We start from the raw sequence: 13,654 nt of genomic DNA, 5'->3' as shown, positions 1-13,654 counted from the left end.
AATTAGTGTTATAAAAAATTTAATAATAAAACATCTATAGTGAATGTTTATCCTACACCTCTTATCCTGCACGGTTCGCTTTCTCCTGCTTATAGGTAAAAGCCATAAAGACAATGGATAGTGCACAAGCGATGAGCAACAAGATGAACACCCAGTCCCAGCCGGCTTCTGCCACATAACCGATAAGCACATTGGCAAGGATGGCGGTACCGAAGAAATAACCGAAGAATCCGGTCAATCCGGCAGCCGTACCGGCAGCATTCTTGGGAGCGAGATCGAGAGCCTGCACACCAATCAGCATCACCGGACCGTAAATGAAAAAACCGATGGCAATCAGCGACAGGGTGACAATAAGGTAATTGTCGGCAAATTGCCAGTACAGGAAGATGAAGACAGCTACCAATACCATAAAGATGATGGTAGTCATGGCACGTCCCCCCTTGAACACCTTATCGCTTATCCAGCCGCATACCAGTGTACCGGGAATGGCGGCGAACTCATAGGCGAAGTATGCCCAACCGGCCTGCTTGATGTCGTAGCCCTGCGCTTCCTTCAAGAAGGTAGGAGCCCAATCCAGACAGCCGTAGCGCACCATATATACAAAGGCATTGGCAATGGCAATAAACCATAGCATCCTGTTGTTGAGTACATGCTTGAAGAATATTTCCCTGGTACTCAGCACCTCTTCGGACTTCTCACTATAATTCTTCGGATAGTCGTTGCGGTACTTCTCGATAGAAGGCAATCCGCAGGACTGCGGGGTGTCTCGAATGAGGCAATAAGCCACCAGAGCCACCAACAGCGCAACGGCTGCGGGAAATACATACGTCCCAATCAGGAAGTAGCGGCTGGAGTCAGCGCCATAGAACCAGGAGCCGAACCACATGGCACCGTAGACAGCCATCGGACCTACAAGGGCGCCCCCTACGTTGTGGGCACAGTTCCAAATGGACATCTTCGTACCGCGTTCGGTCACGGAAAACCAATGGGTCATTACACGTCCGCAGGGAGGCCATCCCATACCGTTAAACCAGCCCACCAAGAAGTTGAGAGCAGCCATCACCACGATAGACAAGGACTTCTGATCCGGACCGAAGAACTGTACCGGCACTACCATAAACATCATCGAAATGGCAGCCAGCACCAAACCCAGCGGCAGGAATACACGGGCGTTACTACGGTCGGAAACGCTTCCCATCAAAAACTTGGAGAGCGCATAGGCAATCGCATTCATGGAAAGAACGATGCTCAATTCACTCTTATCAAAGCCAAATTGTGCCAGTTCGGGGATTGCCATCGAGAAGTTTTTACGCACGATATAAAAACCTGCGTAACCAATGAAGATACCCAAGAAAACCTGAAGCCTGAGTTTCTTGTAGGTAGGATCTATCTTTTCCGCGGGGAGTAATTCTTTATAAGCCGGTGGTTTTAAAATACCTTTCATCCTTTTTGATTCTTTATAAGTCAATCCTGAAACAATTTTTTCTACATCTTAACTATACAAATATAGATAAAAATTCATGATGAAAGGAAATAATTTTGTGCGATAGCCGTATACTCTTTCACCTGTTCTTCCTCCCAATTCTTATCCTTATTCAATTCTTCAGCCATCACAGAAGCCACGGCCGGCGCCATTTCGATGGAAGCTTTTGCATTCAGGTACAGCGCCCTCACCCTACGGGCAAGGACATCATCCAGAGTAAGAGCCATCTCTTCCCGTACGGCCCATACGACTTCAGCCACAGTAAATTCCAGATTCGGATGTAATTTCTTCGCGTACTCGGGATTACTTTTCTCCAATTCGATAATCTTATCCCGGTCACATCCATAAATATAAAGATGGTCATTCCTGTCGGGGTTGGTCTTGTAACCATGTATTTTCAGTTGTCTGGTCTTACAGGGTTTATGAGCCATCCCATGTGTTTTCTCGGCAAGATCCACTGTTTCTTCCGCCATGATGCGGTAGGTAGTCCATTTTCCTCCGGTTATAGTTATCAGTCCCGATTCGGAAGACACCAGTTTATGGCTTCGCGAGATCTCTTTTGTTTTGGCCTCCTCAGAATGCTTAGTGGGCGCAGCCAATGGCCTGAGTCCGGCAAACACACTCAACACATCCTTGCGCTGTGGTTTTCTCACGAGGTACCTTCCGGCGGTCTCCAGAATAAAATCCACCTCTTCATCCAAAGGTTTCGGCTCCATCTCAAATTTCTTTACCGGTGTATCAGTGGTACCCAGAATCACCCGTCCATGCCATGGAACGCCAAACATCACCCTCCCGTCGCTGGTTTTAGGCACCATAATGGCATCGTCACTATTCAGGAAAGATCCGTCGACCACCACGTGTACTCCCTGGCTGGGGCGTACCATCGGTTTTTTCAAAGGGTTGTCCATCCTGATAATATCATCCACAAAAATTCCGGTAGCATTGACAATACACTTTCCTTTTAATTCGAAAGTATCACCGTTCATTTTATCTGCTACGGTTACACCCGTCACTTTACCATTTTCTTTGATCAGGCCGGTTACACCCACATAATTGACCACAGTTGCACCATTCTCCACAGCTGTCTGTAACAGGTTAATCGCCAACCGGGAATCGTCGAACTGTCCATCTTGGTAGGAGACACCCCCTTTCAATCCCTTTCGTTCTATTTGAGGGATATGGCTGATCACACTTTTTTTACTCATTGGCAAGGAGCGCCCCAATCCCATCCTTCCTGCGAGAAGGTCGTAAAAAGTAAGGCCGAGGGTATAAAAAGGCTTCTCCCACCAAAGATAATTCCCGATAATAAACCGTTGGTTTTTGACCAAATGAGGAGCATTCCTCCTCAGATAACCTCTTTCATGCAAAGCCTCCCTTACTAAAGCCACATCACCCTGTTGCAGATAACGAACCCCGCCATGTACCAATTTTGTACTGCGGCTTGAAGTTGCTTTGGCAAAATCGGCTTGCTCAAGCAATACTGTTTTATATCCGCGTGTAACTGCATCCACAGCAATACCAAGACCCGTAGCTCCCCCACCTATCACAATGAAATCCCATCCAGAACCGTTTTCCGTATTTTTCAGTTGATTTACATAATGTGTACGATCCATAATAAAAAGTATTAATGCCCAAAAATAAAAGAATTATTCTTAATTTCAAAACTTTTCGAAACTTTTTATAAGAAAACAAAGTTAAATAATTTATTTTCGCAAGTTAAATTATTCTACATTTCATAAAAGGGAGTCCGATAAAAGCTACCGATAAAATATAAAACAACATGCGTGTGGCACAGGATTTACTTTCCATGCCACACGCATTATTATTGTGATCCGGAAACCGGGTGTTTAACCCCGGCTTGCCGGTATGATTATTTCAACTCGATACTTTCGGTATAAGTATTTCCATATGGATCCTGCGCTTCCACTTTGACGGTAATGCCGGTAGTGGCCGTAGGTTTATAATAAAACATATGGTCATTATTGAATTCCGGTTCGGCGGAGGGACGATGGACGGGCAGATTATCACCAAAATAAAGGTTATAAGCGAGCCAGTCCAGTTCAAACGGATTTTTCAGATTTTCGCTTGTACCGAAAGTCTTCTTTAATATCTCGTTTTCATATACGTTCAACGTCCAGGAGGTATGCCAGTTGAAGACATTGATAATCACACCATCTTGCCGGTAGGGAAGGGTAGATTCGCCAAGCCCATAGAGCTTAAGTTGATAATCTTTGTCTGTTTTTGTTCCCTTGTAATACCAGTTCTCTATTTTATTCCCGTTAATTTCATAGACGGCATATCCGCGCGGGCTGCCATCATTACAGGGATCATTCCAGAAAGCGCCCATTACCGCTCCAAGATTGTTCTCTTCAATTTTACTGTTAATCGTTGCTGTGCTATTATTGTGGCGGTGTCCCGACATGATTCTTACATTATATCCCTCGAGGATATCATACAATGCCTGCCTATTTTCCACACCACTGTTATTGAACCTTCTCAAGATAGGGATATGCACGCCCAGCATGATCAGCTTGTCTTTGCTCACATGCGCCAGATCCTTCTCCAACCAATCCAACTGGTTCTGAGTGATACGCGCCGCATAATTATCCCCTGCCGCGTAATCGACGTCATCGAGCACCACGAAATGCACCTCTCCGATATTATAGGAATAGTAGGTAGGCCCGAAATTGGCTTCAAAATGATGACTCGCGCCATCATCGTTCCCAAGCACTGTCCGGTCATGGTCATGGTTGCCGATCACGTGAAATACCGGAATATTCAACCGCGCTGTTTCGGTAGCGTATTCCTTGAAAAAGGGCATATTGTCCCAAACCAGGTCACCCAGGGAAATCCCGTAAAGGGGCTGGTCTTTTTTCAATGTCTCGGCATACTTGACAATCTCGGGCATCTCGTCATTGCGCAGCCATTGGAGCTCTTTATCTTGTCCGATTTGCACATCGGCCATGGCTAACAGGCGGAATTGCGTCACTTTCTCCTGTTTTTTCAGGCTGAAATCCTTCCTTTCCACGTTCGTTATTTTTTCCGGCAATGCCTGGTAAATCTTAGGGTGTCCGTTCTCCATCGGAATCTGGAAATCAGCGGGCACCGACACGAAGACAAAGCGTGACTTATCGCCGGTCTTCATCTGGTATACTCCTTTTGCATCGGTGACAGTCACGGAATAGCCGTCGCTCACCACCACCCCTTCCACGGGTTCATCACTGTCGTTCTTGACCATCCCCACCAAGTTCATTCCTTTCTCCACTTCAATACCATCAATTGAAGGGCGGGACGGCCGTTTGAGATTCAGCTCTTCATTGTCGCATCCCATCAACAGGATGGTGGATAAGAAGAGAAATATAATCGATTTAAACTTCATACTATTCATTTTATTCAGGTAATTATTGTCCATCTAATTTAATCGTCCATCACATCACTTCCGTACCCGGGATTCTGTTTGATTAGCGGATTGGCCGATATCGCGGTATAGGGAATAGGGAATCTGTTTTTTGTTACATCACTTGGTTCATGTGCCCACCATTTGTCATTGGTAAATACCTCCCAGCGTATCATATCGGTACGGCGGCGTCCCTCTCCCAGAAATTCAATCAGCCATTCATCAAGCATCCGGTATTTATCGAGGTTATTAGCCGTCACAGGAGCAGGATCCGAACCATTGGCAAAATTACGTTTGCGCACCTGGTTAATCAGGTCGGCGGCGACCCCCTTATTGCCGGCACGCATTTCACATTCGGCCAGCATATAATATATCTCGGTAAGGCGGATCATCGGAAAATCGGGCTCATACATCAGTGCCTGGTCTGCCAGGTTGGGCTGTGGAGTCTTCACCAGGCGGATACCGCTATTTTCCTCTCCCACTAGCATCCCGGAAGGAAGGTCTGCAAGAGTCGGATATAAAGTAGAAGGATACTGTTTAAAGGGAGCCACCATATCCACTAGATTCAGGATTTCTCCATTGTATAATTTTGTACCCCTGCTGGACTCTCCCGTGATGGGATTGGTCTGTTCTCCCACGAGGAACATCCCCTCATACGTTTTATTTCCTCTGTAGACGTACGGTTTTTTCCTGAGGTCCAAATCATGAAATTTCTCGTAGCTGTTCCCCAGTTTGTACTCGGTATATATCTCTCCCGTGGGTTTGCGGGAAGGAGTAAGCATAAAGCCATTGTAAGGCGCACCATACCCGGCTATCCCGCCAAAATATTTACCGGCGTCGTTATGATAGAAATATCTCCAGTACCAATGCCAGGAGGTCTCGGTCGACCCGTAAGTGGAAGGCACCGTCCATAATACTTCCGGCGAGCGGTCGTTATCGAAGCTATGGGGTCCCCACCATGTCGCGTCTAATTCATAGGGACCATATTCACCTTTAATGATATCCCTGCAGATTTCAGCCGCATCATTATATCTCGCTATACCTGTATATGCCTCCGAGTTGAAGTACAATTCGGCCAATATGGCTGCCGCAGCGGCCCTACGGATATAACCATCTTCAAATGCGCCCAATTGTGCCTTCACTTTCAGGTTAGGGATGGCTTTGAGGAGCAGTGTCTCGATATGATCAAAAGTAGCTTGCCGCGTGGCACGGGGTTGCAATTCGTCTTGGGTTGAGTCATAGATGGGCATACCGCCAAAGAAGTCCAGCCCCCTCATGTAAAACCATGCCAACAGTGTTTCAAGCTGTTGCACCTGGTCGGCCTTGTCTTGGTCAGTCATTCCAATAGTAGTATAGTGCAGCGCTTCGAGATCCTCCTTGGCAGACAAGGTACGGGCAATCCCCCCCGTCACACCATTATACGTGTTTTCCACAAAACGATCGTCGGGATTCCATGTATGCTCCTGCAGGCGCACATACTCCCCTCCATTGTACCAGTCATCTCCCCTTTGGGGACAGGTCATCGCGTCAGTGGTCAATTCCTGAAGGTACCACCGGTCATTTCCAATGAACCATCTCCAGTGGGTAAACGGTCGTGCCAATACGGCATAGGTGTTTTCCGGCGAAGTAAAGAAGGTGCCGGGTGTCACCGAAGAGTAGTGCACCTCGTCCAAATCACATGCATTGAAAGAGAGAAGTCCTACTAAAACTATCAGTTTGATATAATTATAACCTCGTTTCATTCCATCGTCTGTTTAAAATGTTAATTGTACTCCTAAAGTAAATCTGCGTGTTTGTGGATACATGCTACTTTTGTCGTTCACCTGCTCAAATCCGGGAAAGAGCCCGGTCAGGTCCACTTCGGGATTGAGACCCTTGTATTTCGTCAACACAAACAGGTCACGGGCAGTTAAATAGACACGTGCCTTCGATACATAGTCGGTATATTTCTTCAGGTCGAGAGTATATCCCACACTCAATGCATCCAGCTTCAAGAAAGTAGCATCATGGATAAACACATTGGTCAATATTTTCTCGTCATCGATATCGGCGTAACGGTCAAAAGCCTGTTTCAGCACGTTATACTGCGATTGGGTACGCAAGCCATAATACATATCGACCTGGCTATAGACGTCATAATCCAGATAGCTACGCAATGAAATAGAAGCATCGAATTTTTTATAACGGATGTTATGATCCCAGGACACTACCAGCTTCGGCATCGCATTCCCCATAAAGCGCTTGTTCTCATCGACAAGGTTGGCACTGTTACCGGGGACAATTTCCCCGTTCTTGTCATAGATGAGCCACTTGCCATCTTCATCCAGTCCCGCATACTTAAACACATGGAATTGGCCGATGGTGGACCCGTTTGTCAAACGGGCAGCCCGCCCCGGATTTCCCGGCGCGGGGAAGGCACCCATCTCGATCTCCCCTGATTCACCTATATCCACGATTTTCGATTTGTTCTGTGAAAAGCGGGCGATGGTATTATAGCTCCAGTCCTTGTGACGTACAACATCTCCTCCTATTTCAAATTCCCATCCGTTATTTTTGAGTGAACCGATATTTTTCAGGATAGTAGCATGGGTCATCGGCGGTACCGGCGCATTGGTCGTATAGAGCAGATCATTCACCTTACGGCGATAGAGATCAAACTTTCCATAGATACGGTTGTCAAGCAGGGCATAATCAAAACCGATATTGAATTCACCCTTCTCTTCCCATTTCAAATCGGGGTTGGCATTCCGCGCGGGTCCATAAGCAAACACCCATTGCCCGGTAGGTGTCGGGTACATCTGAGAGTCAGCAGCGTACATCCGGGTATAATAGCCGGGATCGAAACTATTGTTCCCGGTAACACCGTAACCGATACGGAGCTTCAGGTCGTTCAGGATATCGATATCCTTCATAAAATCCTCTTCCAACATTCTCCATGCGCCCGAGATAGCCCAGAAATTACCCCAACGGTTGTTGGGACCGAATTTGGAGGACCCTTCCCTACGGAAGCTGGCCGACAGCAGATAGCGGTCTTTCAGTGTGTAATTGACACGACCGAACATCGACAACAGACGCTCCCGGGGATATTTCTCAGACTCCATCAACGCCCGTCCATCCGTCAACCAGGTACCATCTCCCATATTCCAGGGGCCCACCCCTTCAACCGTGAAATTATAGTTGGTCATATTGAACTTCTCCCTGTTTCCTTCCCAGAAGCTATATCCGGCTACGGCATCGATATAATGATCGTCGTTCAGCTGTTTTCGGAAGTTGAGATACGCGTCGGCCGAGAAGCGGGTACTTTTGTCAAATGCATGATGTCCTTCCCCTCGCCTGGAATTGTCCACCGACGATTTATGATAGGCCGAGGTGTAGCGGTTCAATTGCCACTTAGAATCCTGGTAACCGATCGTTCCATTCACCGTCCAGTCATCCGTCAGTCGGATTTTCAACGAAGCGTCGGTCAGCAGCCAGCTATCCTTACCGTCATAGCTTTTCAGTTTGATATCCGCCACGGGATTAGAAGTAGAGCCGCCAATACCAATCTCGTTCACATTATATCCGGATTCATTTCCATCGTAATAAATCGGGATGGTAGGATTCATCAACATGGCCTTGCTGAACGAATCGGATCCGTTTCGCTGGTCTCTTTGCGCCTGCCTGTATTCGGCACGTGCCTGTATTTCCACCTTCCCGTCGTGGAGCGTGAACTTGGCGTTCATACGCCCCGAATAGTCTTTTCTGGAGTCTCCTATCACGATTCCTTTCTGGTCCTGTGCCGACAAGGAAGCATACACCAATGCATTTTTACTGCCCCCCGAGATTGACAGCACATGGCGGTGAGAAAAAGGATTGTCGTTGGTCAGCGCTTTGTACCAGTCGGTATCATAACCGTAATCGGTACCTAATCCATACATCACATATTCACTTGAACTCAGGAGTTCGGGGCGTTTACGAATCTGCTCCATGGACAGTTCGGCGCTATATTTCACCTCCACATCACCGGCTTTTGCCTGCTTAGTGGTAATCAGGATAACTCCTCCCGCGGCACGGGTACCGTAAATAGCTCCGGCCGACGCGTCTTTCAACACATCGATCGACTCGATATCTTCTTGGTTAAGTGCCCGGATATCTCCGCCGGGAATACCATCAATCACAATCAACGGCCCTTGCCCGGCCTTGACCGAAGCCACTCCCCTCAACTGAAAACCATCACTTGAGTTGGGGCTGGAAGTATTGGATATCATCAGTCCGGGAATTTTACCCTGCAGGGCGGTAGCCAGCGTGGCGCCACCCAAACCCGATACAAGGTCGTCCGCTTTTACCGACGTAATGGAAGAGGTAACCATCCTCTTCTCCAGCGAACCATAGCCGATTACCACGGTTTCATCCAGACTATAGGAAAACTCGAACAGCACCACATCCAATACCGTGCGGTTTCCCACATTCTCTTCCCATGTCTGGAAGCCAATAAAGGAAAAGACCAGGACATCATTGGGAGATACCCCGTTGAGCGTATACTTGCCGTCGATATCCGAAACGGTTCCCTTGTCGGTACCCTTTATACTGATATTCACACCGGGCAACGACTCTCCAAATTCATCGGAAACGGCACCTGACACCGACACTCCCTGTGCCTGCACCATGCCTGTTGCACAGAAAATCACTATGACGAGCGCCAGCAGAGTGTATATGCCACGGCTTACCGTCTTCTTTATATTTTGTTGTCTCATCTTTTATTTTTTATTTAAATCAGATTAAATCCCTGTAAGAACAGATGGGGTTACTCCACCTTGCTATGTTTCTTGAATTCAATGTCATTCAATAACCAGCGGGCAAACCTAACATTCGGCGTATTCGGACTCGGTTTGATAGTGACCCTTGTTTCCGAGCTAATACCGTAAAGCTCCACGCTTCTTTCCAGCCAAGGCCAATCCTTGGTATTATCATTCGGAATCTGGATACTTATATCTTTACTTTTGGTCACACCGTCATTCAGCCCCACAGATCCGGGCCCCTCGATCAACACATGCAGGATCACATCATCATAATCGCCGCTTGCAGCTCTGGAAGGAGTTACATCGAAGGTGAAAGTCATATTGGTAGATTTATTTTCAGCAATCCCGGGAATAGAGGGGATGATCAATCCTACCTGCTGGTCTGTTTTTCCCATTTTAAAGTAATGCGCGCCCAAATAGAAAGCTTGTCCGGTCGGATTAAAGACTTCGTATCCACGGCCTGTAAAATCATCAAGAGCACCGGCTGTGTTATGTATCGGCTTGGTGGACCCTCCCGTTCCCTTGCCGGGATAGTTGGGTGATATCTTCTCCAGTTCATCTTCCCCACCATAGGGGCGTACCCATTCAAAATCATCGGTGAGATAGACATAGCCCACCGCTTTTCCGTCATCGCCCAAGACCACCTCTTGCTTCACGGCAACCACGGTGGTCAACCCATCGGCATCGGTAAAGGTAATGGTGCCGTTACGGGGTTCCCGGGCAGCATCCATAGAAACCGTGACGGTAGTGGTGCCGGCTTCTCCCGAAGCCGGGTTTATATGAATCCAGGCATCAGCGGTCGCGGTCCATGCCACGGGAGAAACAACTTCGAACGAACCGTTTTCGTTGATAATCTCTCCCCTCTGGTTACCGATAACTTCTGTGACATCGGTTACCGCATCATAAGAAATATCCTGTTTGATGGTCACCGTCTCACTCAATGCGCCCGCCTCAACGCTGAAGGAACCCTCCCTCGGCTGGCCGGTCTTGTTCATCTCAACCGTCAGTACCACGGGAATATCACCCGGTTCGCCACTATTTTTCTCCACCTTCACCCACGCGGGCAATCCGCTGATAGCCCAGTCGGAATTGGTGGAGATATAGATAGCAGGCTCTCCGTCACCGGACACCAATGCACCATGGATATTCACCTGCAACGTGGCAGGCGACACCACCAACTGTTCGGTTTTCTTCACTTGTGTCACCACAATCGTGTGGGTTTTGCCCTGGCTCTCTATCACGATAGCGCCATCCCTGTCGCTGTCCGGGCCAATCGCTTCCACTTTCAGCACAATAGTCTGGCGACCTTTCTCCCCGGAATTGCGAGTCAGTGTCACCCATTCAGGGAGAGAAACTACTTTCCATGCCTTGGTGGTACCAATCTCGAACGTCGCACTGTTTCCGCTTTCCAGAAGCCCTTCATAATTGAGTTCAATGTCAGTGGCTGACACCTCGAAGATGTCTATCATGTGTATATCTTCTTCACAAGACACAAGAAACAGTGTCAGGAAAAGCGATACGATCAATCCAATTGTTTTTATATTCTTCATACGATTTGTTTTTTTCTTTTCGGCATAACGACCGTTATAAAATGGCCGGTCAATCGACCCTGATCTTTTCTATTTTTATATCGCTCAACTCCCAGCGGAACGTGCCGGCGTCGCTACCCGACTTATCGGTCTTGATGGTGATTTTAGTGTCGGCACTGATTCCATAAAGGACGATACTCTTTTCAACCCAGTACCATGGACCACCATCGGGAATCTGAATGCTGATTGCACTGCTCTGCTTGCCGGATCCGCCGGCCACAGAACCCTGGCCTTCGAGTTCCACCACCACGGATACCTTGTCGTAATTACCACTTGACGTACGGACAGGAGTAGCATTGAAAGTGAGCTGCACATTGCTCGTTTTCCCTTCATCAATCAAAGGAAGCCCGTTTATCTTCACCCCGTTCTGGTAGTTGGTCTTGCCCATTTTGAAAGCATTCTTTGCCAAATAGAAAGAGTTACTTGCAGGGTTGATGTCGATGTAGCCGTGCGTAGTGAAGGCAGCCATCGCCGCAACGTTTGTCTGGATAGGAATGGTGGAACCTGTGGCCTGGTTTTCCACCTCGTCAACTCCTCCGAATTCCTCACACCAGCTGAGATCATCTTCCCAGTATATAAATCCCGGGCTTTTCCCGTCGTCGGTGTCGGGATCCATGGTTTGGACCACCAAGACCTCTTCGCTCAACTCTTTCGAAGATACAGTTAAACGTCCCACACGACGAGATCCCGTATCGTTATCCTCAATATTCAAGGTCACAATTGTATTCCCCTTGCCGGTCGGTTTATCGGGAGTGATCCAATCGACATTGCTGCTTATTTCATAACCCAAGTTTGCCAACACATTCAATGTCGGTAAACTACCTGAGCTCAACCTTCCGGTTTGAATGACCGAAATATTGACTCTATCGACCTTGAGACGTGCATAGGCATCTTTCGTGTTGTCCTCCGGTGAACATCCAAAAAACAGCACGATCATCAACGATAGACATAAAGTCCAAAGAATAGATCTTCCTTTCGTTTTGTTTTTTACAATTTTCATGATTTTTTCAATTGATAAATAATAATTTGACTGGGGATTACTCCATCCATAAACCTCACTGCCATATAAGCACATAAGTTAACGCATTTTTACAGATAAAACCCAACAATCCATTATGCGCCCTTTTTATAGAGGGCGCAAATATAATAAATAATAGTACTACACTCAAAACTATTTCGAAAGATTTTGGAAAACAAAACAGTTAAATATTAATTTTTTCGAAAGTTAAAGATACTGCGTTTTCACGAAAGAAATCTCTTGGCACTATTTTCAGCACCAACTACCACAGCTATTCGAGAAATACAAATATCACACCAGCGTAACCTTGATCCCCTTGTCGCGAATAATCTGCAATATATTCTGCGGTGCGTTTTTATCGGTTATAATATGGTGCACCCGTTCGATATCACAAATTCTGCCAAATCCCTGTTTCCCGAATTTAGAAGAATCAGCCAAAACAATCACTTCCTTTGCCGCATTCAGCATATATTGATTCAGATGGGCTTCAGCAATATTGCTGGTAGTCAGTCCGAATTCGATTCCAATCCCATCTACCCCGATAAACAGCTTATTACACATAAGTCCTTCCAGGAATTGCTCACTATATGTTCCTATCGCCGAGGCGGAACTTTTACGCATATCCCCTCCCAGTTGAATAATCTCCACACCGGGATTATAACACAGTGTCAAAGAAACTTTTACCGACGGAGTAATCACCATCAGCGGGTCTGTCATCGGTATTTTACGGGCAAAAAACAACAAGGTGGTACCTGAGGCAATAATGATCCGGTCATTTTTATTCAACAACTTTACCGCAGCCTCAGCAATACGCATCTTCTCATCCACCATGATTTTTTCCTTCTCATCAATATGCCGGTCGCTGATAAGGGAACTCAACGGACTCGCCCCTCCATGACTCCGTAAAAGCAAGTTCCGTCTTTCAAGATCTTTCAGATCCTTTCGGATTGTGACTTCTGACACGTCCAGCGTTTCGCTGAAATCCTGCACCGTCACATATCTTTTCTTTTCCAACTCGTCCAGGATCACTTTATGCCTTTGGGCACTATTTCTTTTCTTTGGAGATTGTTTCATTATATTATAATTAACTATTAGCAGAACCGACTAACATATTTACGGCATTAAAACGGCATATATGCAAAAGACCAATAATAAACTCATGATTACAGGGGACAAAACTACTAAAAAGAATATCGATCTCAAAATAACATCCGCCAATAATTCCGATAATTCCCTAGATTTATCAAAATTCAGTTTTTATACTATAATTTCATTCCGTAAGCGATTGGGTTTTTATGAAACATTTTTTACCTTTGTCTCCTCATATACCCGCTAATTTTTTTATTCCAATGAAAAAAGCTTATCTCTTTCTTAGTCTCCTTTTTATTT

General features: G+C 46.6%; 8 protein-coding genes. All 8 read right to left on the bottom strand.

Translation table 11 applies throughout. The features are described 5' to 3' along the window. Nucleotides 1-61: 61 nt before the first annotated feature. Nucleotides 62-1,444, bottom strand: coding sequence for a phosphoglycerate transporter protein PgtP (gene pgtP / locus B4G81_RS10060; protein ID WP_294082098.1), 1,383 nt, complete (start codon nt 1,442-1,444; stop codon nt 62-64). A gap of 74 nt (nt 1,445-1,518) precedes the next feature. Beyond that, nucleotides 1,519-3,096, bottom strand: coding sequence for a glycerol-3-phosphate dehydrogenase/oxidase (locus B4G81_RS10055; protein ID WP_294082096.1), 1,578 nt, complete (start codon nt 3,094-3,096; stop codon nt 1,519-1,521). A 257-nt stretch (nt 3,097-3,353) separates the two neighbouring features. Beyond that, complete coding sequence (locus tag B4G81_RS10050) at nt 3,354-4,895, bottom strand: calcineurin-like phosphoesterase family protein (protein WP_294082094.1); 1,542 nt, start codon at nt 4,893-4,895, stop codon at nt 3,354-3,356. A gap of 5 nt (nt 4,896-4,900) precedes the next feature. Beyond that, a complete protein-coding gene (locus tag B4G81_RS10045) occupies nt 4,901-6,622 on the bottom strand; it encodes a RagB/SusD family nutrient uptake outer membrane protein (protein WP_294082092.1) in 1,722 nt (573 codons plus the stop codon). A 12-nt stretch (nt 6,623-6,634) separates the two neighbouring features. Further along, the gene (locus B4G81_RS10040) at nt 6,635-9,613 is read right to left on the bottom strand and encodes a SusC/RagA family TonB-linked outer membrane protein (protein ID WP_294082090.1); all 2,979 of its coding nucleotides are present in this window, start codon (nt 9,611-9,613) and stop codon (nt 6,635-6,637) included. A 50-nt stretch (nt 9,614-9,663) separates the two neighbouring features. Beyond that, entirely contained in the window at nt 9,664-11,208 is a 1,545-nt protein-coding gene (locus B4G81_RS10035) for a BACON domain-containing protein (protein ID WP_294082089.1), read from the bottom strand. Nucleotides 11,209-11,257: 49 nt separating this feature from the next. Continuing rightward, nucleotides 11,258-12,247 carry a BACON domain-containing protein gene (locus B4G81_RS10030; protein WP_294082087.1) on the bottom strand — a complete coding sequence of 330 codons (990 nt, stop codon included), beginning with the start codon at nt 12,245-12,247 and terminating at the stop codon, nt 11,258-11,260. A gap of 309 nt (nt 12,248-12,556) precedes the next feature. Next, the gene (locus B4G81_RS10025; protein ID WP_294082085.1) at nt 12,557-13,339 is read right to left on the bottom strand and encodes a DeoR/GlpR family DNA-binding transcription regulator; all 783 of its coding nucleotides are present in this window, start codon (nt 13,337-13,339) and stop codon (nt 12,557-12,559) included. Between the last annotated feature and the right edge of the window lie 315 nt (nt 13,340-13,654).

The organism is Proteiniphilum sp. UBA5384 (assembly GCF_002410825.1).
In the GTDB taxonomy this organism is placed as follows: Bacteria; Bacteroidota; Bacteroidia; order Bacteroidales; family Dysgonomonadaceae; genus Proteiniphilum.
The sequence above is the reverse complement of the archived record's forward strand: the minus strand, read 5'-3'. Positions and strand labels throughout refer to the sequence as shown.

Bases quoted from the DNA above. Each gene is read 5' to 3' on its own strand.
- B4G81_RS10055 (WP_294082096.1), bottom strand. From the start codon at position 3,096: ATGGATCGTACACATTATGTAAATCAACTGAAAAATACGGAAAACGGT.
- B4G81_RS10050 (WP_294082094.1), bottom strand. From the start codon at position 4,895: ATGGACAATAATTACCTGAATAAAATGAATAGTATGAAGTTTAAATCG.
- B4G81_RS10025 (WP_294082085.1), bottom strand. From the start codon at position 13,339: ATGAAACAATCTCCAAAGAAAAGAAATAGTGCCCAAAGGCATAAAGTG.
- B4G81_RS10040 (WP_294082090.1), bottom strand. From the start codon at position 9,613: ATGAGACAACAAAATATAAAGAAGACGGTAAGCCGTGGCATATACACT.
- B4G81_RS10045 (WP_294082092.1), bottom strand. From the start codon at position 6,622: ATGAAACGAGGTTATAATTATATCAAACTGATAGTTTTAGTAGGACTT.
- pgtP (WP_294082098.1), bottom strand. From the start codon at position 1,444: ATGAAAGGTATTTTAAAACCACCGGCTTATAAAGAATTACTCCCCGCG.
- B4G81_RS10035 (WP_294082089.1), bottom strand. From the start codon at position 11,208: ATGAAGAATATAAAAACAATTGGATTGATCGTATCGCTTTTCCTGACA.
- B4G81_RS10030 (WP_294082087.1), bottom strand. From the start codon at position 12,247: ATGAAAATTGTAAAAAACAAAACGAAAGGAAGATCTATTCTTTGGACT.